This window comes from Winogradskya consettensis (assembly GCF_018332715.1).
Classification (GTDB): domain Bacteria; phylum Actinomycetota; class Actinomycetes; order Mycobacteriales; family Micromonosporaceae; genus Actinoplanes; species Actinoplanes consettensis.
In genome coordinates, this window is sequence record NZ_BOQP01000071.1 from 65,206 (window position 1) to 91,686 (window position 26,481).

General features: G+C 68.9%; 23 protein-coding genes and 1 pseudogene. 11 read left to right on the top strand and 13 right to left on the bottom strand.

Annotation, left to right across the window (positions count from 1 at the left end; translation table 11 throughout):
- Positions 1-47: 47 nt before the first annotated feature.
- Genes purB through Aco04nite_RS46745 form a run of 3 tightly spaced genes read right to left on the bottom strand, consistent with a single transcriptional unit; the run spans position 48 to position 3,279 of the window.
- Positions 48-1,469 (bottom strand): adenylosuccinate lyase, encoded by a 1,422-nt coding sequence (gene purB / locus Aco04nite_RS46735; protein WP_213003616.1) that lies wholly within the window; start codon positions 1,467-1,469, stop codon positions 48-50.
- A complete protein-coding gene (locus tag Aco04nite_RS46740) occupies positions 1,466-2,728 on the bottom strand; it encodes an MFS transporter (RefSeq protein ID WP_244876810.1) in 1,263 nt (420 codons plus the stop codon). Before Aco04nite_RS46740 ends, purB begins: the two co-directional genes overlap by 4 nt.
- A gap of 2 nt (positions 2,729-2,730) precedes the next feature.
- Positions 2,731-3,279 (bottom strand): ArsR/SmtB family transcription factor, encoded by a 549-nt coding sequence (locus Aco04nite_RS46745; protein ID WP_244876804.1) that lies wholly within the window; start codon positions 3,277-3,279, stop codon positions 2,731-2,733.
- Positions 3,280-3,410: 131 nt separating this feature from the next.
- Here Aco04nite_RS46745 and Aco04nite_RS46750 point away from each other — a divergent pair, with 131 nt between their 5' ends.
- The gene (locus tag Aco04nite_RS46750; RefSeq protein WP_203837156.1) at positions 3,411-3,863 is read left to right on the top strand and encodes an SCP2 sterol-binding domain-containing protein; all 453 of its coding nucleotides are present in this window, start codon (positions 3,411-3,413) and stop codon (positions 3,861-3,863) included.
- A 45-nt stretch (positions 3,864-3,908) separates the two neighbouring features.
- Here the strand turns inward: Aco04nite_RS46750 and purD are convergent, their stop codons facing one another.
- The gene (purD, locus tag Aco04nite_RS46755) at positions 3,909-5,150 is read right to left on the bottom strand and encodes a phosphoribosylamine--glycine ligase (RefSeq protein WP_213003618.1); all 1,242 of its coding nucleotides are present in this window, start codon (positions 5,148-5,150) and stop codon (positions 3,909-3,911) included.
- Between the two features lie 226 nt (positions 5,151-5,376).
- Here purD and Aco04nite_RS46760 point away from each other — a divergent pair, with 226 nt between their 5' ends.
- The 4 genes and pseudogenes from Aco04nite_RS46760 to Aco04nite_RS46770 all read left to right on the top strand — a co-directional run.
- Positions 5,377-6,669 (top strand): adenylosuccinate synthase, encoded by a 1,293-nt coding sequence (locus tag Aco04nite_RS46760; RefSeq protein WP_203837158.1) that lies wholly within the window; start codon positions 5,377-5,379, stop codon positions 6,667-6,669.
- 1 nt (position 6,670) lies between these two features.
- Entirely contained in the window at positions 6,671-7,759 is a 1,089-nt protein-coding gene (locus Aco04nite_RS46765) for a diacylglycerol kinase family protein (protein ID WP_244876805.1), read from the top strand.
- A gap of 381 nt (positions 7,760-8,140) precedes the next feature.
- Complete coding sequence (locus Aco04nite_RS49435; RefSeq protein WP_244876806.1) at positions 8,141-8,365, top strand: hypothetical protein; 225 nt, start codon at positions 8,141-8,143, stop codon at positions 8,363-8,365.
- A gap of 740 nt (positions 8,366-9,105) precedes the next feature.
- Positions 9,106-10,383 (top strand): annotated as a pseudogene (locus Aco04nite_RS46770) (MinD/ParA family ATP-binding protein); the annotation flags it as partial.
- A 171-nt stretch (positions 10,384-10,554) separates the two neighbouring features.
- Here Aco04nite_RS46770 and Aco04nite_RS46775 read toward each other — a convergent pair.
- Both Aco04nite_RS46775 and Aco04nite_RS46780 read right to left on the bottom strand, forming a co-directional pair.
- A complete protein-coding gene (locus Aco04nite_RS46775) occupies positions 10,555-10,977 on the bottom strand; it encodes a DUF3151 domain-containing protein (protein ID WP_203837161.1) in 423 nt (140 codons plus the stop codon).
- 26 nt (positions 10,978-11,003) lie between these two features.
- Complete coding sequence (locus Aco04nite_RS46780) at positions 11,004-12,011, bottom strand: ADP-ribosylglycohydrolase family protein (RefSeq protein WP_213003621.1); 1,008 nt, start codon at positions 12,009-12,011, stop codon at positions 11,004-11,006.
- Positions 12,012-12,029: 18 nt separating this feature from the next.
- Here Aco04nite_RS46780 and Aco04nite_RS46785 point away from each other — a divergent pair, with 18 nt between their 5' ends.
- Positions 12,030-13,208: an LOG family protein gene (locus Aco04nite_RS46785; RefSeq protein WP_213003622.1), complete on the top strand. Its 1,179-nt coding sequence runs from the start codon at positions 12,030-12,032 to the stop codon at positions 13,206-13,208.
- A gap of 31 nt (positions 13,209-13,239) precedes the next feature.
- The gene (locus Aco04nite_RS46790; protein ID WP_213003623.1) at positions 13,240-13,476 is read left to right on the top strand and encodes a hypothetical protein; all 237 of its coding nucleotides are present in this window, start codon (positions 13,240-13,242) and stop codon (positions 13,474-13,476) included.
- Here Aco04nite_RS46790 and Aco04nite_RS46795 read toward each other — a convergent pair.
- A complete protein-coding gene (locus Aco04nite_RS46795; protein ID WP_244876807.1) occupies positions 13,473-14,039 on the bottom strand; it encodes a hypothetical protein in 567 nt (188 codons plus the stop codon). The genes Aco04nite_RS46790 and Aco04nite_RS46795 overlap by 4 nt on opposite strands.
- An 80-nt stretch (positions 14,040-14,119) precedes the next feature.
- Positions 14,120-15,145: a class II fructose-bisphosphate aldolase gene (gene fbaA, locus Aco04nite_RS46800; RefSeq protein ID WP_203837165.1), complete on the bottom strand. Its 1,026-nt coding sequence runs from the start codon at positions 15,143-15,145 to the stop codon at positions 14,120-14,122.
- 132 nt (positions 15,146-15,277) lie between these two features.
- Here fbaA and Aco04nite_RS46805 point away from each other — a divergent pair, with 132 nt between their 5' ends.
- Positions 15,278-16,810, top strand: a complete 1,533-nt coding sequence (locus tag Aco04nite_RS46805) for a COG1361 family protein (RefSeq protein WP_213003624.1) — start codon at positions 15,278-15,280, stop codon at positions 16,808-16,810.
- Here the strand turns inward: Aco04nite_RS46805 and Aco04nite_RS46810 are convergent.
- Both Aco04nite_RS46810 and Aco04nite_RS46815 read right to left on the bottom strand, forming a co-directional pair.
- Positions 16,713-17,609, bottom strand: a complete 897-nt coding sequence (locus tag Aco04nite_RS46810; protein ID WP_213003625.1) for an LCP family protein — start codon at positions 17,607-17,609, stop codon at positions 16,713-16,715. The genes Aco04nite_RS46805 and Aco04nite_RS46810 overlap by 98 nt on opposite strands.
- Positions 17,606-18,094: a SigE family RNA polymerase sigma factor gene (locus Aco04nite_RS46815; RefSeq protein WP_438875007.1), complete on the bottom strand. Its 489-nt coding sequence runs from the start codon at positions 18,092-18,094 to the stop codon at positions 17,606-17,608. Before Aco04nite_RS46815 ends, Aco04nite_RS46810 begins: the two co-directional genes overlap by 4 nt.
- A 91-nt stretch (positions 18,095-18,185) precedes the next feature.
- Here Aco04nite_RS46815 and Aco04nite_RS46820 point away from each other — a divergent pair, with 91 nt between their 5' ends.
- The 3 genes from Aco04nite_RS46820 to Aco04nite_RS49440 all read left to right on the top strand — a co-directional run bounded on the left by Aco04nite_RS46820 (position 18,186) and on the right by Aco04nite_RS49440 (position 23,376).
- On the top strand, positions 18,186-19,565 hold the full coding sequence (locus tag Aco04nite_RS46820; protein WP_213003626.1) for a 3' terminal RNA ribose 2'-O-methyltransferase Hen1: 1,380 nt from the start codon (positions 18,186-18,188) through the stop codon (positions 19,563-19,565).
- Positions 19,562-22,024, top strand: a complete 2,463-nt coding sequence (locus tag Aco04nite_RS46825) for a polynucleotide kinase-phosphatase (RefSeq protein ID WP_213003627.1) — start codon at positions 19,562-19,564, stop codon at positions 22,022-22,024. Before Aco04nite_RS46820 ends, Aco04nite_RS46825 begins: the two co-directional genes overlap by 4 nt.
- Before the next feature lie 95 nt (positions 22,025-22,119).
- On the top strand, positions 22,120-23,376 hold the full coding sequence (locus Aco04nite_RS49440) for a DedA family protein (RefSeq protein WP_244876808.1): 1,257 nt from the start codon (positions 22,120-22,122) through the stop codon (positions 23,374-23,376).
- A 179-nt stretch (positions 23,377-23,555) separates the two neighbouring features.
- Here Aco04nite_RS49440 and Aco04nite_RS46835 read toward each other — a convergent pair whose 3' ends face one another.
- The 3 genes from Aco04nite_RS46835 to Aco04nite_RS46845 all read right to left on the bottom strand — a co-directional run bounded on the left by Aco04nite_RS46835 (position 23,556) and on the right by Aco04nite_RS46845 (position 25,694).
- Positions 23,556-24,329, bottom strand: coding sequence for a class II aldolase/adducin family protein (locus tag Aco04nite_RS46835; RefSeq protein ID WP_213003628.1), 774 nt, complete (start codon positions 24,327-24,329; stop codon positions 23,556-23,558).
- A gap of 537 nt (positions 24,330-24,866) precedes the next feature.
- The gene (locus tag Aco04nite_RS46840; RefSeq protein WP_092549981.1) at positions 24,867-25,244 is read right to left on the bottom strand and encodes an ArsR/SmtB family transcription factor; all 378 of its coding nucleotides are present in this window, start codon (positions 25,242-25,244) and stop codon (positions 24,867-24,869) included.
- A 57-nt stretch (positions 25,245-25,301) separates the two neighbouring features.
- On the bottom strand, positions 25,302-25,694 hold the full coding sequence (locus Aco04nite_RS46845) for a hypothetical protein (protein WP_213003629.1): 393 nt from the start codon (positions 25,692-25,694) through the stop codon (positions 25,302-25,304).
- Positions 25,695-26,481 lie beyond the last annotated feature (787 nt).

The window sequence follows — 26,481 nt, forward strand, 5'->3', positions numbered from 1 at the left end:
TCACTCTCAGCCACGCTCAGACGCCGGACAGTGATGTGCGTCGATATCTAGAGAATGGGGGCCGGGGAATACTTGGCAGCCTCGGGATGCGCGGCCACGATTTCGGCGACCCGGTCGGCCACGGCCTGCACCTGGGAGGGGGCGGCGCCGACAAACGCCGCGCGATCAGCGACCAGGGTATCGATCTCGGCACGGCTGAGACCCAGGCGGGAGTCGGCGGCGAGCCGGTCGAACAGGTCGTTGTCGGCGATGCCCTTCTCGCGCATGGCCAGGGCCACGCCGACCGCGTGCTCCTTGATGACCTCGTGCGCGACCTCGCGGCCGACACCCTTGCGGACCGCGGCGACCAGGATCTTCGTGGTCGCGAGGAAGGGCAGGAACCGGTCGAGCTCGCGGGCGATCACCGCCGGGTATGCGCCGAATTCGTCCAGGACGGTGAGGAACGTCTGGAAGAGGCCGTCGGTGGCGAAGAAGGCGTCGGGCAGGGCCACCCGGCGGACCACGGAGCAGGAGACGTCACCCTCGTTCCACTGGTCGCCGGCCAGCTCACCCACCATGGAGAGGTAGCCGCGGACGATCACGGCAAGGCCGTTGACGCGCTCCGAGGAGCGGGTGTTCATCTTGTGGGGCATCGCCGACGAACCGACCTGGCCCGCCTTGAAGCCCTCGGTCACCAGCTCCTGACCGACCATCAGACGGATCGTGGTGGCCAGCGAGGACGGGGCCGCGGTGACCTGGGCCAGCGCGGAGACCACGTCGAAGTCGAGCGAGCGCGGGTAGACCTGGCCGACGCTGGTCAGGACGCGCTCGAAGCCGAGGTGGTCGGAGACCTTGCGCTCGAGCTCGGCGAGCTTGCCGGCGTCGCCGTCGAGCAGGTCGAGCTGGTCGGCGGCCGTGCCGACCGGGCCCTTGATGCCACGCAGCGGGTAGCGGCGGATCAGGTCGTCGAGGCGGTCATAGGCGATGAGCAGCTCCTCGGCAGCGCTCGCGAACCGCTTGCCCAGCGTTGTGGCCTGGGCCGCGACGTTGTGCGAACGGCCGGTCAGCACCAGGTCGCTGTATTCGACGGCCCGCTCGGTCAGCCGGGCCAGGGTCGTCACGATGCGACCCCGGATCAGCTCGAGCGACGCGCGGATCTGCAGCTGCTCGACGTTCTCGGTGAGATCGCGAGAGGTCATGCCCTTGTGGATGTGCTCGTGACCCGCGAGCGCGCTGAACTCCTCGATCCGCGCCTTGACGTCGTGGCGGGTGACCCGCTCGCGCGCCGCGATGCTCGCCAGGTCGACGTCGTCCACGACCCGCTCGTAGGCCTCGACCACGCCGTCGGGCAGGGCGATGCCGAGATCGCGCTGGGCGCGCAGGACCGCGAGCCACAGCCGGCGCTCCATCCGGATCTTCTCCTCGGGCGACCACAGGTCGACGAGGTCGGCGGAGGCATAGCGGCTGGCGAGGACGTTCGGGATGCTCACGGGGTCGATTCTCCCATGGGCCGCGCGGGTGCCTTTTCCTCCGTCGGTGACCCTGTGGACAACTCATGGCGCAAGTTGCGTACGTCACTGCTGGCGGTCATGGCCACGACGGCGAGGGCGATCAGCCCCGCGGCGCCGATCAACGTCGGCCGCACCCCTATGGCCTCCGCGATCGGCCCGGTGGCGACCTGACCGACGGGGATGGCGAGGTAGGAGCCGACCATGTCGTACGAGTAGACGCGTGCGAGCTTGTCCGCCGGCACGTGCTCCTGCATGGTGGTCTCCCACGCGATGCCGAACTCCTCGATGGTGAGGCCGGCCAGGAACGTCGCCGCCATCAGCAGGCCGAGGTGCGGCGCCACCCCGAGGGTCAGGACCGGCAGCACCTCGAACGCGGTGCAGAGCACGCCGACGAAGAGCAGCCGGCGGACCCGCAGACGCATAGCGATCAGCGCGCCGAGCAGCATCCCGAGGGTCTGCGCGGCCAGCACGAAGCCCCAGGCCCTGCGGCCGACCGTCTCGTCCGCGACCAGCGGCCCGAGCACGTTGATGCCGCCGCTGATACACGCGTTGATCACGGAGAACGCCGCGACCACCACCCACAGCCACGTTCTCGACCGGAACTCGGTCCACCCGGTTCGCAACTCGGCGACGATGCCGGCCCGCTCGGCCGGGACGGCGGGAGCGGGTGGGATCCGCAGCAGGGCGAAACAGGCGGCGGAGCAGAGGAAGGCCACCGCGTCGATGGCGATGCCCCAGCCGGGGCTGATGGCGGCCACGATGATGCCGCCGACCGGGGCACCCATGATCATGGCGCCGTTGAACGAAAGCCGGCTGATGGCGTTCGCCTGCTGGCGCAGGTCGGCCGGGAGGAGCTGGGGCAGGATCGCCGACGAGGCGGGCAGGGCCAGCGCGGCGACCATCCCGTTGATCGAGGACAGGACGATCAGGAACGGCACTGTGGCCGTACCGGAAAGAATCATGGCTGCCACGGCAGCCTGGGTGACCGCTGCCGCGATGCTCGAGCCCACCATCAGCAGGTTTTTCGGTACGCGATCAGCGAGCGCCCCGCCGAACAACAGGAAGAGCACGTTGGCGAGCATCCGCGCACCGACGACCAGGCCGAGGTCGGTCGCGGAGCCGGTGAGGTCGAGCACCGCGAACGCCAGCGCGACCGGGGCGATGGCGTTGCCCAGGGCGTTGATCGTGCGACCCGCGACCAGGAACCGGAACGGGACGTGGCGCAGCGGGCCGAGCATGCTCACGACTCCTCCATCCGGAACATGGCGAAGGTGGTGCTGGTCCGGACGGTGCCGGGGGTGCGCGGGGCCTGCGCCGCCGAGTGGAGCTCACGACTCAGTTGGGCGAGGCGGTCGCGGATGCTTCTGTAGAGATCCGGGTCGACCCACAGCTCGGCATCGGTCATGGAGGCGCCGACCGTCCAGTCGCCCTCGTTCGTGCGCCGGATCAGCTCGTCGGCGACGGCGGAGAACAGGCCGCGCTGGGTCTCTGCCCAGCCGGGATCGAAGCCCTCTGCGGGACGCTCGTGATCGCGGGCCGACGACACGTACCGGTAGCGCTTGGCCACGCCACCCCGGATCCGCTCCTCGCCCTCCTGGACGATCAGCCCGACGGCGTGCAGGTTGCGCAGGTGGTAGCTGGCGTTCGCATGGGTCAGGCCGAGCTCCCGGGCGAGCTCGGCGGCGGTCATCCCGGCACCGGTGAGCAGGGACATCATCCGCAACCGAACCGGATGGGACATCGCCCGCAGCCGCGCCTGACGATGCCCGGGCTCTTCTCCCAAAGACATGTTGGGGAGTGTAGGGCGAGGCGGGGCTCACTGTCCAACACTTGCTTGGGGGTTGAGAGACTGCAGGACGACGAGGTTCTCGCTAGGGTTACTCGTGAGTAGGTCTGGCGCTCATCCCGAAAGGTCCACCGATGACTGATTTCAGCCCCGAAGCTCTCGCGACGATCGGCCCCAAGGAGTTCTCGCAGCTGGTGAAGTCCACGCCGGACGCCAAGCTCGCCGAGGTGATGTCCTCCGACACCCGCGGCAAGATCCTGGACGAGGTATTCGGCCGGATGCCCACGCTCTTCCGCGCCGACCGGGCCGGCAGCACCCAGGCCGTCATCCACTGGATCATCACGGGCGGCGCCGGCGGCACCTCCGACACCTACGAGACGGTGATCGAGAACGGTGCCTGCACGGTGACCAACCAGCCGGTGCGCGAGCCCAAGCTGGCGATGACCATGGACCCGCTGACGTTCCTGAAGGTCGTCTCGGGCGATGGCAACCCGATGATGATGTTCATGACCGGCAAGATCAAGGCGAAGGGTGACCTGGGCCTTGCCGCGCAGGTCGCGAAGCTCTTCGACATCCCGAAGAACTGATCCGGTTACGCCGGCTTTCCCCTCGGGGAAGGCCGGCGTCTCCCGTTACAGCGCGATGCGCCCCTCGACCGCGGCGAGAGCGATGTCCGAGCGGTGGTGTGAGCCGTCGAGGGTGATGCGGCCGACCAGCTCGTATGCGGCCGCGCGGGCCGCCGCCAGGTCCGAGCCGGTCGCGGTGGCGCTGAGCACCCGGCCACCGGCGGAGACCAGGGCGCCGTCGTCGCGGCGGACGGTGCCGGCGTGGATCACACCGTCGAGCTCGCCACCCTCGATGACGTCACCCGTGCGAGGGGTTCCGGGGTAGTTGTGGCTGGCGACCACGATCGTGACCGCTGAGCCGTCACGCCAGCGCAGCGGCGGGAAGTCGGCCAACGTGCCCATGGCTGCCGCGTGCAGCAGCTCGCCGAGCGGCGAGGCCAGCATGGCGAGCACGACCTGGGTCTCCGGGTCGCCGAAGCGGGCGTTGAACTCGATGACCTTGGGGCCGGACTTCGTCAGCGCCAGCCCGACGTAGAGCAGGCCCGCGAACGGGGTGCCGCGCTTGCGCATCTCGGCCAGCGTCGGCTCGACCGTCTCGGCCATCACCCGCTCGACCAGGTCGGCAGGCGCCCACGGCAGCGGCGCGTAGGCACCCATGCCGCCGGTGTTGGGGCCCTCGTCGTTGTCGAGCGCCCGTTTGAAGTCCTGCGCGGGCATGAGCGGCACCGCGGCAGTGCCATCGGTCACCACGAAGAGCGAGACCTCGGGGCCGTCCAGGAACTCCTCGATGACGACCTGGCCGCACTCGTCGGCGTGCTGCTTCGCCACGGCGAGCGAGTCGGTGACCACCACACCCTTGCCGGCCGCGAGCCCGTCGTTCTTCACGACGTAGGGCGCGCCGAACTCGGTCAGGGCGGCGTCGGCCTCCTCGGCCGTCGTGCACGCGAAGGATCTGCCGGTCGGCACGCCGGCGGCGGCCATGACGCCCTTGGCGAATGCCTTGGAGCCCTCCAGCTGGGCCGCGGCGGCGCTGGGGCCGAAGCAGGCGATGCCCTTGGCGCGCACGGCGTCGGCGACACCCGCGACCAGGGGCGCCTCGGGCCCGATCACCACCAGGTCGGCACCGACCTCGACGGCCAGGGCGGCGACCGCCGCAGGATCGGTAGCGTTGACATCACGCAGCGTTGCGACCGCGGCGATGCCGGGGTTGCCGGGAGCCGCGATGAGTTGCTCCACCGAGGGGTCGGCAGCGAGGCCGACCGCGAGAGCGTGCTCGCGGCCACCGGATCCGATCAGAAGTACGCGCACGCCGCCGATCCTACGGGCCGCCGGTGATCACCTTCGAGGTCGTCCACATGGTCCACAGTGCACGCGGTGCGACAACCGGATGACACCCTGTGGATAAGTAGGGCGGCCTGTGGATAACTGGTCCGACCTGTGGACAACCCGGAGGCGGTGAGCTGGGGAGTCGCGTAAACTTCGGCAGTACCCGGGCCTCTCCGTGTACGACGTGTTTCAACGGAAGGCGTCAGAAGTGCCGGTGATCGTTTTGGTCGGCGCCCAATGGGGCGACGAGGGCAAGGGCAAGGCGACGGACCTGCTGGGCGACCGGCTGGACTACGTGGTCAAGTTCAACGGCGGCAACAACGCCGGCCACACCGTGGTGATCAAGGGTGAGAAGTACGCCCTGCACCTGCTGCCCAGCGGCATCCTCACCCCCGGCGTGACCCCCGTGATCGGCAACGGCGTCGTGGTCGACCTCGCCGTGCTCTTCCAGGAGCTCGACGGTCTCGAGGCCCGCGGCATCGACACCTCCCGCCTGCGGATCAGCGCCAACGCGCACGTCATCGCGTCCTACAACCGCTCCCTCGACAAGGTCAGCGAGCGGTTCCTCGGCGCCCGGCGGATCGGCACCACCGGCCGTGGCATCGGCCCGACCTACGCCGACAAGATGAACAGGCTCGGCGTACGCATCCAGGACCTCTTCGACGAGTCGATCCTGCGGCAGAAGGTCGAGGCGGCCCTGTCGTTCAAGAACCAGGTGCTGTCGAAGATCTACAACCGGAACGCGATCAAGGCCGAAGAGGTCATCCAGGAGCTCCTCTCCTACACCGAGCGGCTGCGCCCGATGGTCGGCGACACCGCGCTCGAGCTGTCCCAGGCCCTCGACGAGGGCAAGGTCGTGCTCTGCGAGGCCGGCCAGGCGACCCTGCTCGACGTCGATCACGGCACCTACCCGTTCGTGACCAGCTCCAACGCGACCTCCGGCGGCGCCTGCACCGGCTCCGGCATCCCGCCGACCCGGGTCGACCGGGTCGTGGCGGTCCTCAAGGCGTTCACCAGTCGGGTGGGCGAAGGCCCGTTCCCGACCGAGCTGCACGACGAGATCGGCGACTACATCCGTGAGGTCGGTCACGAATACGGCACCACCACCGGGCGGCCCCGCCGCATCGGCTGGCTCGACCTGGTGATGGGCCGCTACGCGCAGCGCATCAACGGCGTCACCGACTTCGTCCTGACCAAGCTCGACAACTACGACGGGCTCGACGAGATCCCGGTCTGCGTCGCCTACGAGGTCAACGGCGTGCGCCACGACGAGATGCCGGTGAGCCAGACCGACTTCCACCACGCCGTCCCGGTCTACGAGACGCTGCCCGGCTGGAAGAAGGACATCAGCGGCTGCCGCAGCTTCGACGAGCTGCCCGAGAACGCTCAGCGCTTCGTCGAGTACGTCGAGGCCCGCATCGGCGCCCGCATCTCGGTCGTCGGCGTCGGCCCCGGTCGCGAAGAGGTCATCGAGCGTCACTCGGTCCTGAGCGCGGCCTGACATGTACGACGTGATCCTGCTGAGCCTCGCCGAGGGTGGGGGCGCCGGCGCGGGTGGCTGCGGCGGTGCGTGCGGAGCCTGTGGCGTCCCGGAAAACTCTGGCGGCGACGCGGCGGCGGCCTCGGCGGCTGGAAACGGCGGTGCTGCTGGCGGCGGCGCGGCTGGCGGCGGCGCTTCGGCTGGGTGTGGGCATGAGCACAGTGAGGGGGAGCGGTGTGCGTCGTGCGCGGCTCCTCGGGTGCCGGTGTTGCGGTGTGCTGAGGCGTTCACCGAGGCTGGGGCGCGGGTCGAGACCGTGGTGGCCGGGTCCGACGCGGAGATCGATGCGGTTATCGCGCGGTTCGATGCTCCGGCGCGTACCGACGGATTGGTCTGGCCCGACCCGGACAGCAAGATTCGGCTGGTTGTGGCGGTCGCGACCGATGGGCAATTGAGGGCGGTCGTGCGCCGGCTCGTCCGGAGATATGCGCCGCCGCCCAGTAAGCGGCCCGCCGATCTGGCCGCGAATCGTACGGTTCCCGACCTGCCGCCGATCGCGATCCTGCCCCTCGACCCGGCCAACACCGGCGACCTGGCCGCCCAGCTCGGGCTGCCCCGCGACCCGGCAAAGGTCGCGGCCGCGGTGCTCAACGGCACGGTTCGCCGCCTTGACCTGCTGCGCAACGATGGCGGCTCGGTCACAGTGGACGGCGCGCTGGTGGGTGGCGTCGACGAAGCCGGGCGTGCGGTGCCGTGGCGGGGACGGGTCGAGGTCGACGACGCGGTGCTCTCCGACGGCAGCGATCACGTCATCGCGTGTGCGATCGGCAACGGCGGGGCATATGCGGAGTTCGACGGCATCCAACTACTCGCTGACGGCGATCCCACCGACGGCCGGGTCGAGGTCGCCGTTGCGGTCCCGGTCGTGGTCAAAGAACGGTTCAAGAAGCCACGGGTACGCATCGAGGTGCGTCGCGCCCGCGGCAGAGCCGTCTCGGTGCTCCCCCGCGACGGCGAACTCCAGTTCCTGGACGACGGTGTGGCAGGAAGCACTACCCGCAAACGCTCCTGGTGGACCGAGCCCGGGGCATGGGCGGTGTACGCAGCATGACCGTTTGTGCGACGCTGGTTGGTACTGGCACGTAGGTTCGAAAACTGTTTTACGGGGAGGTCGCATCCGTGGAGGACGAGAACGCCGAACGCGTCTACGTCCCGGGTACCAACGGCTCGCCACCCGACCGGGACGTCGAACCGTTCTGGCCGCCTGAGGAGCTGAGCGCCCCGGTCGCGCCCCACGGCGGCCGGCCGGCGCAGCAGGACCCGACGCAGGCACGCCCGCCCCTTCCGGGAACGGGCGATTCCGGCGTGTATCGGCCCATGGACCGCGGGGCACAGCCGTCGGACCCCTACGCGCAGCCGCCGGGCCCTGCTTATGGGCAGCAGCCCGGGCCGAGTTTTGGCGCTCCGGCTCCTGGGCCGGTGTTCGGCACGGATGGCACCGGGGCTGACGGCGCTGCGCCGATGCATGGTGGGCCGCCTGTCCATGGCGGTGCTCCCGTTTTTGGTGGTGGCGCTGTGCATGGTGGTGCGCCTGTTCACGGTGGTTCGCCAGTTCAGGGCGGTGCCCCCGTTCATGGGGGTGCGCCTGTTCATGGCGGTGCGCCCGTGGTCGGTGGCGGTGCTGCGCCGATGCACGGTGGCGGTGCTGCGCCCGTAGTTGATGGCGCGCCTGCGCCCGTAGTTGGTGGCGCGCCTGCGCCCGTGGTTGGTGGCGTAACTGCGCCCGTGGTTGGGGGCGGTGCTGCCTCCGTGGTCGGGGGCGTGACTGCGCCCGTGGTTGGTGGCGGTGGTGCGTCCGTGAATGGTGGCGTGACTGCGAATGGCATGAGTGCGGGCCAGAGCGGTGGGGGTGTGACCGGGAGCGGTGCGAGTGCGGCCGCGAGCGGTGGGGCTCCGGGGGATGGTGGGGCGCCGGGTGGGCAGGATGTGACGCCGCAGGAAGGCGCTTCGCAGGGTGGTGCCGGGAGGCCGTGGGCGAGTCCGGCTGCTTCGGTTTCGGCTGCGCCGGATTCTCGGCTTTTCCGGGGTGGGAACAATCCGCCGCCCGGGCTGAACCCGGCGAGTGATGCCGGAGAAGAGGACGAGGACGGCGGGCAGGGGCACGGGTCCGGGGCCACGCCCTGGTCGCAGCCGCCGCAGCGGGCTACCGCGCCGGTGGTGGAAGAGGCTGCTGTGCCGGTGCCGCCGAGTGCTGACCCGTCCCGGTCCGGGGCAAGTGCCACTGTTCAGGAGAATGGCGGGCCGACGTACCACCCGACTGCGACGCCGCAGGCCGGGGCCGAGGGGCGTCCCGTTGCGGAGCCGAACGACTCGGGGGCTGTTTACCGGGCGGCGCCGGTTGCGCAGGATGGGCGTACCGAGGGAATTGCGGGACAGCCCGGGCCGATGCCGCCGCAGCCTGGACCGCAACAGTCCGGCCCGCAGCAGATGCCGCCTCAGCCGCACCCGCAGCATCCCGGTCCGCACCAGACTGGGCCACAAACAGGGTCACAACAGCCAGGGCCACAACAGCCGGGTCCGCAACAAGCAGGGCCACAACAGCCAGGGCCGCAGCAGGCCTATCCGCAGCAGCCAGGGCCGTACCAGCAGTGGCCGCAGAACGGGCCGCAGCAGCCGCCGGCACCGCCCGGGCCCTACCCGCCGCAGGTGGACCCGCGGGCTGTCGGGCCGCGTCCGCAGGATCATCAGCAGCCGAGCACGCCGCCCGTCGACCCGTACCAGCAGCTGCCCTGGGTTTCGGATGGGACGCCGACGGCGGAGGAGTTCGCACGGCGACGGTTGGCGAAGCCGGTTGATCCGACCGCGACCATGGGGCCGCGGGCGATGTTGCAGAAGACCACGATGGGTCTGGTGCGGCTCGCGCCCGGTAAGCGGGAGCAGGAATACAAGCAGGACGTCGAGATGGTCCGGCGGAACTTCGGTGGGCTGCGGCAGGTGACCGTGGTCAACCCGAAGGGCGGCGCCGGTAAGACCGTCGCGGTGCTGCTGCTCGCCATGACGTTCGGGCAGAAGCGCGGTGGGTACGTGCTGGCCTGGGACAACAACGAGACCCAGGGCACGCTGGGGATGCGGGCGCAGCAGGACTTCCATGCTCGTACGGTCCGCGACATGATGCGGGATCTGCATCTGTTCCGGGGATCGCACGGGCGCGTCGGTGATCTGTCGCAGTATGTGCGGGCGCAGGGTGAGGGCATGTTCGACGTGCTCGCGTCCGACGAGTCCGCGACGGCGGGTGAGATGCTCACGGCGACCACGTTCGCGGAGATCCGGGAGATCGTCAGCCGGTTCTACAAGCTGATTTTCGTGGACACCGGTAACAACGTGCGAGCGCAGAACTGGCAGGCGGCTATGGATGCCACCGACCAGCTCGTGATCACCATGTCGGCGCGTAACGACTCGGCGGAGACCGCGGCGCGGATGCTGGACCACCTGGAGCAGAGTGGGCGGCAGCGGCTGGTGCGGCAGGCGGTGACCGTCGTGTCGATCCCGTCGACGCGTAAGGACATCGACCTGCCCGCGATCCAGCGGCACTTCGCGGCGCGGACCCGGGCGGTGTTGCTCGCGCCCTACGAGAAGTTGATCGACTCGGGTGAGCCGCTGCGGTACGGGCAGCTCTCCACCAACACGCGCGACTCCTGGCTCAAGATCGCGGCCGCGGTCGCCGAAGGGCTCTGATCGCACGCAGCGATTGCGAGGAATTCTGATCACACGCAGCGGTCGCGCCGAGGGGTTCTGACCGCTCCGGGCAGTCGCACGCAGGGAGAAGAAGGCCAGGCCGAAAACGGCCTGGCCTTCTCGCCGTTCAGGACCGGCGGGCCGGCCACGGGGGACCGGCCGGGAAAGCGGTCAGGACAGGGCGTCGGCCGCGGCCGGGTCGCTGTCGCGGAGGAACTGGGCGCAGCGGGCCGCCTCGTCGGACTCGCCGATCTGGGCGGCGGCCTGGGACAGGGCGTGCAGCGCGCGCAGGAAGCCCTGGTTGGGCACGTGCGACCACGGCACCGGACCGTGGCCCTTCCAGCCGTTGCGGCGCAGGGCGTCGAGGCCGCGGTGGTAGCCGGTGCGGGCGTACGCGTATGCCGTCACCGGCTGCTTCTCGGCGAGGGCGTTCTCGGCGAGCGCCGCCCATCCGCCGCTGAACGCCGGGAAGCGGGCCGCCACCTCCTTGTATGCCTCGTCGGTGCCGGTCTTCGCCGCCTCGACGAGTGCACCGTCGGCGGCCTCGTCGGCGGGCAGGCGGGTGGCCGGGGGTTCGGGAAGGAGATTCTGCATGTTCCTATTCAACCCGGACCGGGCCCCTACATTCCTGAGGGTCCGCTGTTATCCCACTCCGAGCCCAGTTTGTGCAGCCGGTCGGTGTATTCGATCCGTGCCGACCACGGCTCCGGCCAGGCGTCCATGCCGAGTGCGGCACCCGCGAAGGCACCCGCCAGGCAGGCAATCGAGTCGGAATCGCCGGAGGATGCGGCGCCCCGGCCGAGGACGGCGATCGGCTCGTCGGGCGAGATCAGGTAGCAGTACAGCGCGGTGGCCAGCGCCTCCTCGGCGATCCAGCCCGCGCCGGTGGCCAGGCACGGGTCGCCGGCGAAGTCACCGCGGCGCAGTGCCGTCTCCACCCGGGCCAGGGCGGCATCCGTTTCGTCCCAGCCGAGCGCGATGAACTCCGCAGGGCCGCCGGCCGTGGACCGCTGCCACAGGTCGCCGAGCCAATCGCCGCGGTAGTTGGTGCGCTCGGCGGCACAACGCGCACGCAGCCGGGCAAGAAGATCCTGAGGATCAAGACCATCGGCCAGCCACCGTACGCCCAGAGCAGTCAACTCACTCGCCGCCAAGCCGGTCGGATGCCCATGCGTGAGCCCCGCCTGCAACTGCGCACCTCCGGCCAGCTGGTCCTCGGTCAGCCCCGGGTCCAGGCCCAGCGGGGTGACGCGCATGTTCGCGCCGCACCCCTTCGAGTTGATCTGCGACGCGAGCTGCCACGGCTTGCCGTCGGACAGCTCGCCGCACGCGCGCAGGCAGGTCATGCCGGGTGCGCGGTTGTTGTCGGGGCTGATGGCCCAGGCGAGGAAGCCCTGGCGCAGATTCTCCGCGAAGACGTCGGGCAGCACCGGGCCCGCGAGCATGGCCTCGCCGACCGCCAGCGCCATCTGGGTGTCGTCGGTGACGAGCGCCGGATCCCCCGACAGCTCCCGGGGGCCGCCCGGGCCATACCTGGCGACGATGGTCGCGTAGTTCTGGAACTCGGTCGGCTTGCCGAGTGAGTCCCCGTAGGCCAGCCCGTACAGCGATCCCGACGCATTTCGCACGATGGCTACCCTACGGGGATGTTCGGGGATCCTCAGCAACCTTTTGATGCCACCGAGTTCGAGGTCGAGTCACGGGCCGAGTTCGAGGTCCATCTGGCCAAACGTTCGCTCGCCGACCTGATCGTCCTGGGGCTACGGCTGGACCAGGACCCGCCCGACTTTACGGGCGTCGACGTCACCGGCACGTTCTTCGTCGGCTGCGAGCTGGCGAACGCCGAGGTGGAGATCGATCTCATCCGGCGCGGCGCGCATCTGATCCCGCCGTTCGACGCGCGGCCGTTCCCGACCCATCCGGCGCATCTCTACACGCCGGAGGACCTGTCGTTCGGGTTCGCCCAGGACGGCTTCGCGGGCATGTACGACACCCGCGTCTACCAGCACTACCTCGAGCACGGCGGTGCCGCCCCGGACCTGCGGGAGGCGATCGCGCAACGGCTGCACGACGCCGGGATCGACAACGCGCTCGGCAAGGCGCTGGCAGCCTGGTTCGAGGCGCACGGGCCGCGCGGGGCGGTCGGGATCATGGGCGGGCACGCGGAATCGCGGGGCTCCGACGCGTACCGGATGGCTGCTGATCTTGCCCATCGGCTGGCCGCGGCCGGACGTCTGATCGTGACCGGCGGCGGGCCCGGGGTGATGGAAGCGGCGAACCTCGGTGCGTATTTCGCGACCCGGGCCAAGGCCGAGCTGGATCGTGCGATCGATCTGCTCGCGCCCGCACCGGCCTTCATGGACCATGACCCGTTCACGGCGGCGGCGCTCGCGGTGCGCGCGGAATTCCCACCGCCGACCACGGACTCACGCGATGTGGTCGCGCAGCTCACGCATGGCGGTCTGGCGTTGCCGACCTGGCTGTACGGGCACGAGCCGGCCAACCTGTTCGCGGGTCAGATCGGCAAGTACTTCTCCAACGCCGTACGCGAGGACTCGATCCTGAGGCTGGCCCGGGGCGGCATCGTGTTCGCGCCGGGGTGGGCGGGCACGGTGCAGGAGGTTTTCCAGGCAGCGACGAAGACCTTCTACCGGACCGACGGGCCCTCGGGCGCGTTCGTCTTCCTGGGTGTGGCGCACTGGGCGAAGCTGCCCGTGGTGGACCTGCTCAAGCCGCTGCTGGCCCGTTCCCCGCACGGCGACCAGTCGGACCTGATCGTGGTGACCGACTCGATCGACGAGGCGATGGCGGCGCTCGAGGCGTAACCGGGTAGCGCGGTCGTCGCACACTGTCGGCATGGGGACGATTCTTTTCGGCGCGGGTTTCCTGGTGGCGGTCGCTGTGGCGGTGTGGCTGGCCGTGCGCGACCGCCCGGTCCACCTGCCGCCGTCCCGGTCATTGCCGCCGTCGATGGGGACTGACAATCCGACACCGGGCTGGTACGGCGGCTCGCCGTCCCCGGACTACGGCGGCGGATCGTCGGGCGGCGGTTCGTCGGGCGGCGGGGACGGCGGGGGTGGCGGCGGGTCTTAGGCCACGTGGACGCGGCGCCAGCTGTTGATGGGGAGGTCGCGTTCGGGGATGTCGGCGATGCCGTTCTCGTCCATGGCGTTGTAGATCGCGAGGCGGCCGCGGTCGAAGAGGAATTCGACGGCGTGCAGGATCCGGGGGCGCCATTGCGCGTTGGTGGTGCGTTCGATGATGTTGACCTCGCGCAGGGCCTTGCCGCGGACCTTGCGCAGGGCGGGGTGCGGGTCGGCGCGCCAGTCGAGCTCGATGCCGGTGCCGTACCAGTCGACGGGGGCGCTCATGTCGACCTGGTCCCAGGAGATGGAGCACTCGTCGAACTTGCGGTGCGTTATCTCGACGTTCGTCTCACCGAAGCCGAGGATCACCGGGCCGTCGGCGAACCAGCCGCGCGCCGCGAGGTCCCACATGAGCCAGCCGGAGACCATCTTCTTGCCGATGAGCCGCGAGAACCGTGCTCTGTGGACTGCGGCGAGGGCCACGGCGTCGTGCTGCCATTCGGGATCGTAACCCTCGATGCCGAGCAAGATCACCGCCTCCGGGGAACAGAAGACGATGATCGTACCCATTGCGTAGTGTGATCCTGCAACGGAACAGCGGCCGATCCCCATCGATGGGAACCGGCCGCTGTCGTGTCGTTACCGCAGAGTCACTTCGAGAGGCTCGTGCCCGTCGAGCGCAGGTGCTCGCAGGCCTCGACGACGCGCTGCGCGAGGCCGTTCTCGGCCAGCTTGCCCCAGGCCCGGGGGTCGTACGCCTTCTTGTTGCCGACCTCGCCGTCGATCTTCAGGACGCCGTCGTAGTTCTTCATCACATGATCGACGACCGGGCGCGTGAAGGCGTACTGCGTGTCGGTGTCGATGTTCATCTTGACCACGCCGAAGTCCAGGGCGCCCTGGATCTCGGAGAGCAGCGAGCCCGAGCCACCGTGGAAGACGAGGTCGAACGGCTTCTCCTTGCCGTACTTGGCGCCGACAGCGTCCTGGATCTCCTTGAGGATCTCGGGACGCAGCTGGACGTTGCCCGGCTTGTAGACGCCGTGCACGTTGCCGAAGGTCAGGGCCGTCATGTAGCGGCCCTTCTCGCCCAAGCCCAGCGCGGCGGCGGTGGCGAGCCCGTCCTCGACGGTCGAGTAGAGCTTGTCGTCGATGTCGGCCGAGACGCCGTCCTCCTCGCCACCGACCACACCGACCTCGATCTCGAGGATGATGTGCGCGGCCGCGGCCTGGGCCAGCAGCTCCTCGGCGATCTGCAGGTTCTCGTCGACCGGCACGGCCGAGCCGTCCCACATGTGCGACTGGAACAGCGGGGCGAGCCCCTTGCCGACGCGCTCCTTGCTGATCGCGAGCAGCGGGCGGACGTACCCGTCGAGCTTGTTCTTCGGGCAATGGTCGGTGTGCAGCGCGATGTTGATCGGGTAGTTCTTGGCGACCTCGGTGGCGAACTCGGCCAGGGCCACCGCACCGGTGATCATGTTCTTCACGGTCGGGCCGGAGGCGTACTCCGCGCCGCCCGTGGAGATCTGGACGATGCCGTCGCTGCCCGCTTCGGTGAACCCCTGCAGGGCCGCGTTGAGGGTCTGCGAGGACGTTACGTTGATCGCTGGATACGCGAACGCGCCTGACTTGGCGCGGTCGAGCATCTCGGCATAGACCTCAGGGGAAGCGATGGGCATCGGGAGCGCTCCTTGATCTTCGGGACGGGACCGGGCTGTCCTCCGGTTAGAAAGTATCCCGCAGGGCTGGATCGTCACGGTAATCGCCCCGTTACCCAAGTGCTAGATCGATAGTGCACTTACGCTCCGGACATGCGCCTGTACCGGATGGTGTTCGTGCTGCTGGTGGTGGCCGTGAGCGGGATCGCCGGCCCACTGTCCGCCGGCCCGGCGTCGGCCGCGCCAGCCCTGCCTCGGATGAAGACCTTGCTCGGTCCGATCACGATCGCGCCCGGCACCGAGGACGTCACGACCAACCTCGCCGGCGTGCTGGCCGAGCACGACGATCCCGTCCGGGCACACCGGATCAGCTACACGATCGACATGAGCGATGTGGATGACCTGGTCACGCTCACGTTCGGCGGGTACGCGGACGACATCATCGTCGCTTCCGGACCGTCGCCCTGTGCTCTCGAGGGCTCCGTCCTCAGGTGCGCCCGTTCCGGCGTACGCCCATCGGCGGGTTTCGTCTTCGAACTCGGTTTCTTCGAGGTGACGTCGTCGGACACGGCTGTCGCGGGCGACTCCGGCACCGTCAAGGTCACCGCGCGGGTGGACGACGGGCCCACGACGGTCAGCACTTCCCTGGTCCGCATCGGGGAGACAGTGGACCTGGCTTCGACGTGGGACCTGCGGGTGTCCGCAGCTCCGGGGCGTACGGCGAGGATCAGCCCTGGGGTTCGCAACGCCGGCAGAGTCACCGTGACGGGCACGGTTCTGGCCCTGCAGATGCCGCGCGAGCTGATAGCTACGGACGCGAGCAATTGTTACTACGAGGAACAGGTCTACTGCGTATTCGACCGGGAGCTGGTGCCCGGCAGGTCCTATGCGCTGTCGGAGCCGATCGAGTTGCGACCGCCGGCGGACTCCGCGCAGGGGAGCCGGGCCGAGTTGATGATGCAGTGGCTCACCACGGCGGCGTGGGAGGACTGGCAGGCGATGTTCGACGGGCTGCCCGGCAGACCGGGGACCGGCGATCCGATCACCCTCGTGCCGTCGGTTGCGGCGGCAGCTCTGCCGCAGGTCGACGTCAATTCCGATCAGTACGCCGGAGTCGTGCTGACGGTCGCCGGCAAGCACCCGCCGAAGCTGGTGGTGACGGCTCCCGCGGTGACGATCCGGCCCGGTAAGAAGGCGATGGTCCGGGTGAGGGTGCGTAACGACGGCCCGGGCACGCTACGCAGTCTCTTCGACAACAACTGGCTGATGACCCGGATCAAGCTTCCCAAGGGAGTAAAAGCCGTCACCGGGGACCGGCGGTGCCTGGCGGAATACGGCACCACCGGCTCGTTCACCTGCTGGACGAGCGAGGGCACGGTCGCTCCCGGCGAGGCGGTCAGCTTCGCGTTCACCGTCACCGCGGGCCGGAGGTTCGCGGGTGGGACGGGCACCGCGTCGACCGGCGCCTGGGTCGGCACGTTGTCGAGCGCCAGGGCGACGCTGCGGTTGACCGTCCCTGCCGGGCTGCCGATCACGGGTCCCGCGGTGTGGCCCGGCGGCCTGCTGGTCGCGGTCGGCGCGCTGCTGGTTATCTCAGCACGTGGCCGGGGTTGGCCAGCACCCACTCGGCGAGCCCGTCGGAGCGGATCGCCGCGTAGAGATCCTCGGGGTCCTTCGGGGCGCTGACTGCGACTATCTTGGCGTCGGCCAGGGTGGCCGCGGCCCCGAGCAACGTCCGGGTGTCGCCGTCCATGGTGACGCCGTTGCCGCCCGCCCGGACCAGCTCGGCGATCCGGCCGGGGTCGGTGACCGTGCCGTCGGTGATCACCCGGGTGGCGAGTGCCTGCAGCACCCGCTCGGGATCGGTTCGCAGCACCGGCGTCACGGTGTCGGCGTCGAGTTGTTCGCACTGCTTCGACCGGCACACCTCGATGCCGTTCACCGCGTCCGTGATCGCGCGGAACGCCCGGTAGTCGACGGTCGCCGTGGCGGTGAAGTCCACGCCGGTGAACGCGGAGACGATGCCCGTGGTCATCTCCGGGCCACCGCGGGCCACGCTGTTGCGCAGCGAACCTTCAGCGCGGGGCAGGCCCACCACGTAGGCCCGGGAACGATCGGCCGAGATGTGGATCATCGCCACCGTGTCTGCATGCGGATCCCCCGATGCCGCAGTCAGACGGTTCTCGCTACCGATCACCAGGACGTCGAGCGGACCTGCCACCGCGGGCTCGGACGGCCCGATGCTGCTGAGCACCGTGACGTTCGTTGGTTGTTGCGCGCTCTGCTGCCACTGCTGGAAGACGATGGGCAGGGCGGCGCCCGCGATCACCACCGCGGCGGCCGCCCCGGTTGTTCGCAGGAGCAGTCGACGGCGCTTTGCTCGTACCCACGCGATATTGATCTTGTCCCGCACCGGGCCGGTGGCCGGCGTCTGATCCTCGTGCCGCTCGAAGGTTGCCCGGAGCTCCTCCTCGATCCTGCTCATCTGGCCTCCACCAGCTCGGTGCGGAGCGTGGCGAGCGCCCGCGAGATGGACGAGCGGACCGTCCCGACCGCGCAGCCGAGCACGTCGGCGATCTCCTGGTCGGGAAGGTCCTCGTAGTAACGCAGCACCAGGGCCGCACGCTGGCGACGCGGGAGACCGGAGAGCATGCTCCAGACCCGGTCTCGCTCGGCGGACCGGTCGGCGTGGTCGGAGGGGACCGGGACGCTCGGATCGGGCTCGGCCCGCAGCAGGACACGGCGCCACCAGGAACCGCGGCGCAGCTCGATGAACTGGTTGGTGAGCATCCTGCGCACGTAGCCGTCGGGCGAGTCGCTGCGCTGGACGCGTTTCCAGTTCAGCTGGACCTTGACCATCGTCTCCTGGACGAGATCCTCGGCGCTGTGCGGATCACCGGTCAGCATGGTGGCGTAGCGCAGCAACGCGCTCAGCCGGCTGTCGGCGAACTCCTCGTAGGTCACGGGCACCTCCGCTCCTACGACGGGATCGGACCCCCGGATCATTGCGGTGGCGCGCAAATCATTCGCTCACATTCCTGGCCGCTGGGATCATCAGCGCGTGCTGCTCACCGTGACAACCACCCACCGGCCGGCGACCGACCTCGGTTACCTGCTGGTCAAGCATCCGGACCGGACGCATGCCTTCGACGTGCCCACCGGCACGGCGCATGTCCTCTACCCGGAGGCGACCGAGGACAGGTGCACCGTCGCCCTCCTGCTCGACGTCGATCCTCAGCGCCTCGGGGGCGGTCGTAAGCAGCAGGCGTCGCCGGATTCGTTCACGCTCGGGCAATTTGTCAACGATCGGCCGTACGCCGCGTCGAGCCTGCTGGCCAGCGCGCTCGCCAAGGTCTTCCGCAGTGCGCTGCGCGGCGAGTCGAAGGACCGGCCTTCGCTGGCCGCTACGCCGATCCCGCTGGAGATCCATGTGCCGGTGCTGCGGTGCAAGGGTGATCCGGTTGCGCTCTTCGAGCCGCTGGGGTGGACGGTCACCGCGCGGGCGATTCCGCTCGACGATGTGCCGGAGGGGCATCCGCTCGCCGGGGACAGCGCGTATGTGGATCTCAATCTCACCGGGACGCTGCGGCTTGCCGACGCGCTCAACCAACTTTACGTGCTGCTGCCGGTGCTGGACGACGCGAAGCACTACTGGGTGGCGCCGGACGAGATCGACAAGCTGCTGCGGTCGGGTGAGGGGTGGCTTGCCGCGCATCCCTTGAAGGAGCTGATCGCTCGGCGGTATCTGGCGCATCGGCGGGCCTTCGCGCTTACCGCGCTGGAGAGGCTTTCGCCTGATCTGCCCCCGGTGGTTATGAAACCCCGCGATCCCTCGCTCGCGGATTTGCGGCGGGACGCAGTGCTCGCGGCGCTGGCCTCCTCGGGCGCCAGTCGGGTGCTCGATCTCGGGTGCGGCGGCGGGGCGCTGCTCGCCGGCCTGATCAAGGACATGCGCTACACGGAGATCGTCGGGACCGACGTGTCGTCAAAGGCGCTCGACCTGGCTCACAAGCGGCTGCATCTGGACAACGTTCCTTCGCGGCAGGCGGGGCGGGTGACGTTGTGGCAGTCGGCGCTGACATATCGCGATGATCGCCTGAAGGGGTTCGACGCGGCGGTGCTGATGGAGGTCATCGAGCATCTGGACCCGGCTCGACTGCCCGCGCTGGAAGCTTCGGTCTTCGGTCATGCGCGGCCTACGACTGTTGTCGTGACCACTCCCAATGCTGAGTACAACGTGCTGTACGAGGGGTTGAGCGGGATGCGGCACAGTGACCATCGCTTCGAGTGGGGGCGTTCATCCTTCGCCGCTTGGACAGATCGGATTTGTACGACTTACGGCTACAACGCCGCACTGAGCTTCGTGGGCAATGTGGACAAATCGGTCGGCGGGTCCACCCAGATGGCCATCTTCACGCTGCCCAGGAAGGACGAGTCGTGACCGAGATCGACATCCCCGAGCTCGCCCTCGTGGCCCTCGTCGGCATCTCCGGATCCGGCAAATCCACCTTCGCCCGCGCCAACTTCGCCCCGACCCAGGTGCTCTCCTCGGACTACTTCCGGGGCCTGATCGCCGACGACGAGAACGACCAGTCCTCCTCCGCCGACGCGTTCGACGTGCTGCACTACGTCGCCGCCAAGCGGCTCAAGGCCGGTCGGCTCACCGTCGTCGACGCCACGAACCTGCAGTCGCACGCCCGCGCCGGCCTGGTCAAGGTCGCCCGCGAACACGACGTGCTGCCCGTCGCCGTGGTGCTCGACGTGTCGGAGTCGGTGGCGTGGGAGCGTACGCAGAGCCGCCCCGACCGTACGTTCGGCAAGCAGGTCCTCACCCGCATGCACCGCGACCTGCGCCGCTCGCTCGGGCAGCTCGCCCGCGAGGGATTCCGCAAGGTGCACATGCTGCGGGGCGCCGAAGAGATCGCCGGGGCCACGATCCGCTACGAGAAGCTCTACAACGACCGGCGTGAGCTCACCGGGCCGTTCGACATCATCGGCGACGTGCACGGCTGCCGCGCTGAGCTCGATCTGCTGCTCGAGAAGCTCGGGTACCCCGCGGAGGGCGTACATCCCGAGGGGCGTACGGCCGTCTTCGTCGGTGACCTGGTGGACCGCGGCCCGGACTCCCCCGGGGTGCTGCGGCGTGTCATGGCCATGGTGGGTGCCGGGAGCGCGATCTGCGTACCCGGAAATCATGAGCAGAAGCTGGCCCGCAAGCTCAACGGCCGTCAGGTGCAGCTCACCCATGGGCTGCCGGAGACGCTCGCGCAGCTCGAGCAGGAGCCGCCGGAGTTCGTCCAGGAGGTCCGGACATTCATCGAGGGGCTGGTCAGCCATTACGTGCTCGACGGCGGCAAGCTCGTGGTCGCGCACGCGGGACTCAAGGAGGAATACCAGGGACGGGCGTCCGGGCGGGTGCGATCGTTCGCGCTCTACGGCGAGACCACCGGCGAGACCGACGAGTACGGGCTCCCGGTGCGCTACCCGTGGGCGCGCGACTACCGGGGCTCGGCGGCGGTCGTCTACGGCCACACGCCGACACCTACGCCGGAGTGGATCAACAACACGATCTGCCTCGACACGGGGTGTGTCTTCGGCGGGAAACTGACGGCGCTGCGCTGGCCTTCTCGTGAGCTGGTCTCCGTGCCGGCCGCGCGGGAGTACTACGAACCGGCCAGGCCGTTGGTTGTGGCGCGCCCGGATACAGGACTCGACCTGCAGGACGTGACCGGCCGCCGGCACCTCGACTACGGCTACGGCCGCACCACCATCCCCGCGGAGAACGCCGCCGCGGCCCTGGAGGTCATGAGCAGGTTCGCGCTCGCGCCCGAGACCCTGATCTGGCTGCCGCCGACGATGGCACCGTGCTCGACGGCGACGGTCGAGGGGTATCTCGAGCACCCGTCGACGGCGTTCGCGGACATGCGGTCGGCGGGCGCCGGCACCGTGGTGTGCGAGGAGAAGCACATGGGGTCGCGTGCCGTTGTGCGGATCTCGCGGGAGGGGTCGGGGGATGCGATCTGGACGCGTACCGGCCGGCCCTTCTTCGACGCCGAGCGCAACGCGGCCCTGCTCACCCGGGTCCGGGCCGCCGCGATCGAGGCGGGAGTGCTCGACGACGGCTGGTTGCTGTTCGACACCGAGCTGCTGCCGTGGTCGGCGAAGGCCGGTGGGCTGATCCGCGAGCGGTACGCCGGGGTCGGCGCGGCCGGACGCGCGGCGTTGCCGGCTGCGCTGGCGGTGCTGGACCGGGTGGCGGCGCGCGGACTGGACGTCACGGCATTGCGGCAGCGGATGGAGCTGCGGGCCGAGGAGGTCGCGGGGTATTCCGCTGCCTATCGGGCGTATGTGCGGCCCACCGCCGGCCTGGACGGGGTGACGCTCGCGCCGTTCGCCGTTCTCGCTGCCCAGGGCGTCAGCCACAGTGACAAGGACCACGGCTGGCACCTGGACATCGCTGACAAACTGGTCGCCGCCGACCCGGCACTGTTCACGCCCACCCGCCGGATGGTGATCGACCTGAGCGACCCCGAATCCGAACGGGCGGCCACCGACTGGTGGCTCGAGCTGACCGGAGCGGGCGGCGAGGGGATGGTCGTCAAGCCGTGGGCGGGTCTCGGCGCGACCGACACCCGCGGGCGGCTGATCCAGCCGGGCGTCAAATGCCGTGGCCGGGAATACCTGCGGATCATCTACGGACCCGAATACACCCGTCCCGAACAGCTCGAACGTCTGCGCGCCCGGAACCTGGGCCGCAAACGAGGGCTGGCCCTTCGCGAACACGGTCTGGGCCTCGCCGCCCTCGACCGGGTCGCCGAGCAGGCGCCGCTCTGGAAGGTGCATGAGCTGGTCTTCGCCATCCTCGCCGCGGAGTCGGAGCCGGTCGACCCACGGTTGTAATCCACAGCATTCATACAGCTGCCGCTTGGGGAAGGACCGGTACCCTTCCTCCCGTGGAGCTTCATGCGCTGACCGAACAGCTCGCGTTCAACCCGATGGACCCGAAGGATCTCTTGCAGACCTTCGGGTTGATCGGCGTCTGGGCGATTCTCTTCGCGGAAACGGGCCTGCTCGTCGGGTTCTTCTTCCCCGGAGACTCCCTGCTGTTCCTGGCAGGTGTGGCCGCGTCGCCGGTCGCGAGCGCGATCTTCGGCGGCGACATCCAGATCAGCCTGATCGGCCTGCTGATCGGCGCGCCGCTCTGCGCCATCATCGGCGCCCAGCTCGGGCATCTGCTCGGTGCCAAATACGGCAAGCGCATGTTCGAGAAGAAGGACAGCAAGCTCTTCAAGCGCGAATACGTCGAAAAGGCCGAGTACTACTTCGAGAAATTCGGCCCCGCCAAGGCAGTCGTGCTGGCCCGCTTCATCCCGATCGTCCGGACGTTCCTCAACCCGGTCGCCGGCACCCTGGGCATGCCCGCCCGCCAGTTCTTCATCTGGAACGTCGTCGGCGCCATCCTCTGGTGCGACGGCGTCATCCTGATCGGTTACCTGCTCGCCCAGCAGATCTACGACGCCATCGGCGACAAGATCGACCACTACATCCTGCCGGTCGTCTTCATCATCGTCCTCATCTCGATCCTCCCGATCCTCATCGAGATGCTTCGCGAACGTAAGGCCAAGAAGCGCGCCGCCGCCGAGGGTGTGCCGGCCGACGAGGCAACTCCCGCCGCCGCAATCGGCGTTGTCGCCGCGGCCACCGTCGCCGGCCTGGCCGAGGAGTTCACCGACCACCACGGCGGTGCGGGGCAGGGGCGGCAGGACTTCAACCAGCCGGAGTCCCGCCAGGGATTCGGGCAGCAGGGTTATGGCGACCAGGGGTTCAGCCAGCCGGGCCACGCGCAGCCCGGTTATGACGCGCAGCCGGGCCACGCGCAGCCGGGGTATGACGCGCAGCCGGGCCACGCGCAGCCGGGGTATGACGCGCAGTCGGGGTATGACGCGCAGTCGGGGTATGGGCAGCAGGGGTATGACGCGCAGCCTGGGTATGGGCAGCAGGGTCAACCGCAGCCTGGGTATGGGCAGCAGCAGGGTTACGGTCCACAGGATCAGGGTTCGCAGGGCTATGGCCAGCAGGGCCAGGGTCAGCAGGACTACGGTCAGCAAGAACGCGATCAGAGCGGTTATGGGCCGGACAGCTACGGTCGCTACCCGCAGCAGGATCCGCAGCAGCAGAATGGCGAGCCGCGGCCGTACGGTCAGCAGGATGAGGATGAGCCGCGCAATCATCGGCCGCGCCACTCAGCCTGAAATCAAAATCTTCATGTCGTAGCCCGGCGGGTGGTGCAGACCGCAACTCCCGTCGAGGCCGGGCGCAGCGAGCCAAGAGCCTGGCGGCTCAGAACGGCTCCCTGCGCCCTTCTTTGTGCATAAGTGGTCACCCTTTTCACACCCACGGGTGGCCCGCCGAGGTTTTTCCCGAACGCTTCTCAGACCGCTATCGGCGTTTTCTCCGCGAGCCGGTCCAGGAATTCCTCGGACACCTCGCGAACACTGCCGAGCCGCCCGACGGTCAACGCCTGATAGGTGAGCCGGGCCGCTTCCTCGAGGCTGCGCGCCCGTTTGTGAGCCAGTTCCACACTGTCGGCCAGCACCACAAAACCGTGCTGACTGAGCACCAGGCAGTTGGTGCCGTCCGCCGCCATAGCCGCCGCCATAGCCGCGACTTCGGTGCCGCCGGGCTGCCGGAACGGCACGGTCACGATCCGCCGCAGATGGTCGGCATGATCGGTGGTCATCAACCGGATACGTTCGCCCAGGGCGTCCAGCAGCAGCGTGATCGGCGCGTGCACGTGCACAATCGCCTGAACGTCGGGCCGGGTCCGGTACAACGCCAGATGCAGAGCCAGCTCGCCACTCGGTTGGAGCCGCGGCGGGGTCACTTTCCGGAGCGTGGCCGGCGAACCGTCAAAGATGCGTACAGCGGTGAAGGTGCTGCGGCTCAGCCTCTCGAGCCAGCTACCGCGACCCGTCACCCAGCAAGCGCCGCCGTCGCCATCCTCAGTAATACCGTCGCCGTCGCCGACGTAGGCGACTTCCGCGCTGACGTCCTCGCAGACGTCCTCGCAGACGTCCTCGCTGACGTCCTCGCAGGCGATACGAGCGGAAAGGTTGCCACCCGCGCCACAGGCCAGACCGGCCTGGACGACGTCGTAGCCCACATGCGCGAGCTGATCGCGCAGATCACCGGGCACGTAATTCACCCGTCAACTCCTCGGGGTCCTGGGGGTGGATCCACATGGAGGAGGGGTTCCCGCCTGGCGTCACCGAACTTCCCATGCGTGACGCCAGGCCACTACCCGCCCGCTAGGGAGCGGTTCCAGCCATTCCGAGCGGGGCTGCTCCGCGCGGCCCGCCAGCCGCGTGAGCGTTGCCCAACCCGTACCAGTCTCGTCCTGACCCTTGCTCTTGCTCCTGCTCAGGCTGGACTTGCGCCCGTGCTTTCGCTCTTGCTCGGGCTGGACCTGCTTCCCGCGCTGAGGCCAATTCGCCTCTTGCCGGAAGCCGAGACCCGGTCTCGTTGCCGGACCCGGTCTCCGATCGCGCCCGGTCCCACCATGGACCGGCCACTTCCTTCAGACCTGGCCCCGCGTCGAGGCCTGTGGCCGGCGCCGCGCGACCCCGTCCGTCGCGTGTGCTCCGACCTGACCCGCCCAGATGCGGTGAGCGGGCTCGTGCCTTTCCGTTCCGTTCCGTGCAAATCCTGGCCCGCGCGGGTCCTTGGGAGACCCGCGCGAGTCTCAGCGAGCCTTTTTGGTGGCTCGCTTACGCGGCGGGGTGAGCAGATCCGCGATGGTTGCGATCGCGGACGGCACCAGCCGGTAGTAGGCCCACACTCCACGCTTTTCGCGCTCGAGCAGGCCGGCCTCCGTCAAGATCCGGAGGTGGTGGCTCACGGTCGGCTGCGACAGACCCAACGGTGCGGTGAGGTCGCAAACGCACGCCTCGCCGTCCGTTGCGGACTGAATAAGGCTCAGCAGTCGAAGCCGAGCAGGATCCGCGAGTGCCTTGAGCACCCCGGCCAGTCGCTCCGCATCCGCACGTTCAATAGGCTCGCCGGCCAGCGGCGAGATCTGAGGCATTGTCATTTCCGCCAACGCAGTTCCCACGATCTCCATCCTTCCACCAACTGCATCGATTCTCCTGCATGTGCGCAGGAACGAACCGGCTGACTTTCAGGCCGTAAGGCCGAAGTCGATCGAACGGTAGGCCGATCGGCACGTCTGTCCGGCACCCCGCACGGCAGCGCCCGCATCCCGATCCACCATTCCGGCTACACCGACTTCGGTCTCTGCCTCCTGCAACGCCTCAGGCGCCGTCTGGTCGCTGCCCATCGCCGTCGAGCTGCTCGATCCCCGCCCCTGGAGTGAGCAGCCCCACATTTCGATTTCACGATCAGTACGGTCTCCACCCGGCGCCCGCCCGGTCGCCGGAACGTCCTTGTCCCACACCGTCACCCGGTGCGAGGCGGTGTCACAGTCAGCATCACGACCCGATGAAAGCACGACACAACGCTGCGCGACGGGCAATTCAGTGATGAATTTACGCAGGTCGTGGTGGGCTTCCATGACATCGAGAGTACTGGCTACCTCGAAACTGGAACGTTCTGCCCTGGCAGGGCGGAAAGGAACTATTGACGCACGCCTAAACCAGATCCTTACAGGAAATAATGTTAACTGAATCACCCGGATGAACCGGTTCAGACCTCGCATAGACGCAGCTCAAAGCCCTTGAACCCACCACGACGCCCCACCCCCCAGACAACGAAGGTCATCGAACGAGTACGCACCGACACCGAAGCCTGCATGACACATGTGCCCGTCCACTGGGAAACCCCGCCCACTCAGCGAAATTCGACAGACCCTCGTCGCCCAACGCCACCCGTTCGGGTGACCCACATCCGTCGATGCGATGTCCCCCACTAGCTGGACCTACACGTCAAACACTGAACTTCATCCACAAAATCCCACCCCTGCCCCAACAGACAGTGACCCCCACAACCGCGTACCCATCCCGAGGTCCGCGAGCACCTGCTGAACCCGACGGTCGCCCGCAAGGCCAACCCAGGCGGATCGCCATCCACGACCGGCCCCTTCCAGATAACGACTGCGGGCCAGATCACACCACCCACCAGCCATAAGCCGACTCACTTCCGGCACCCGAACGAGTCCGCGCCCGGACCTGGGCGGCGCTTTTTAGAGCGCTCCGTCCGGGGCACGGTGCAGCTGTCCATAGGGACGACGGAGCCCACGGCTTGGGCCAGCTCATTGCCAGGTGGCGGCTTCTCGTGCCGGTTCACCGACGGGCTGCGGCGCTGGGCCAGCCCAGGGACGGGTGGTTGCTCCCGTGCCTGCT

Bases quoted from the DNA above. Each gene is read 5' to 3' on its own strand.
- Aco04nite_RS46805 (WP_213003624.1), top strand. From the start codon at position 15,278: ATGCGCCTGTACCGGATGGTGTTCGTGCTGCTGGTGGTGGCCGTGAGC.
- fbaA (WP_203837165.1), bottom strand. From the start codon at position 15,145: ATGCCCATCGCTTCCCCTGAGGTCTATGCCGAGATGCTCGACCGCGCC.
- Aco04nite_RS46775 (WP_203837161.1), bottom strand. From the start codon at position 10,977: ATGCAGAATCTCCTTCCCGAACCCCCGGCCACCCGCCTGCCCGCCGAC.
- Aco04nite_RS46845 (WP_213003629.1), bottom strand. From the start codon at position 25,694: ATGGAAGCCCACCACGACCTGCGTAAATTCATCACTGAATTGCCCGTC.
- Aco04nite_RS49435 (WP_244876806.1), top strand. From the start codon at position 8,141: ATGGCACCGGGGCTGACGGCGCTGCGCCGATGCATGGTGGGCCGCCTG.
- Aco04nite_RS46745 (WP_244876804.1), bottom strand. From the start codon at position 3,279: ATGTCTTTGGGAGAAGAGCCCGGGCATCGTCAGGCGCGGCTGCGGGCG.
- Aco04nite_RS46840 (WP_092549981.1), bottom strand. From the start codon at position 25,244: ATGGAGATCGTGGGAACTGCGTTGGCGGAAATGACAATGCCTCAGATC.
- Aco04nite_RS46740 (WP_244876810.1), bottom strand. From the start codon at position 2,728: ATGCTCGGCCCGCTGCGCCACGTCCCGTTCCGGTTCCTGGTCGCGGGT.
- Aco04nite_RS46765 (WP_244876805.1), top strand. From the start codon at position 6,671: ATGTACGACGTGATCCTGCTGAGCCTCGCCGAGGGTGGGGGCGCCGGC.
- Aco04nite_RS46750 (WP_203837156.1), top strand. From the start codon at position 3,411: ATGACTGATTTCAGCCCCGAAGCTCTCGCGACGATCGGCCCCAAGGAG.
- Aco04nite_RS46785 (WP_213003622.1), top strand. From the start codon at position 12,030: ATGTTCGGGGATCCTCAGCAACCTTTTGATGCCACCGAGTTCGAGGTC.
- Aco04nite_RS46795 (WP_244876807.1), bottom strand. From the start codon at position 14,039: ATGGGTACGATCATCGTCTTCTGTTCCCCGGAGGCGGTGATCTTGCTC.
- Aco04nite_RS49440 (WP_244876808.1), top strand. From the start codon at position 22,120: ATGGACCCGAAGGATCTCTTGCAGACCTTCGGGTTGATCGGCGTCTGG.
- Aco04nite_RS46790 (WP_213003623.1), top strand. From the start codon at position 13,240: ATGGGGACGATTCTTTTCGGCGCGGGTTTCCTGGTGGCGGTCGCTGTG.
- Aco04nite_RS46810 (WP_213003625.1), bottom strand. From the start codon at position 17,609: ATGAGCAGGATCGAGGAGGAGCTCCGGGCAACCTTCGAGCGGCACGAG.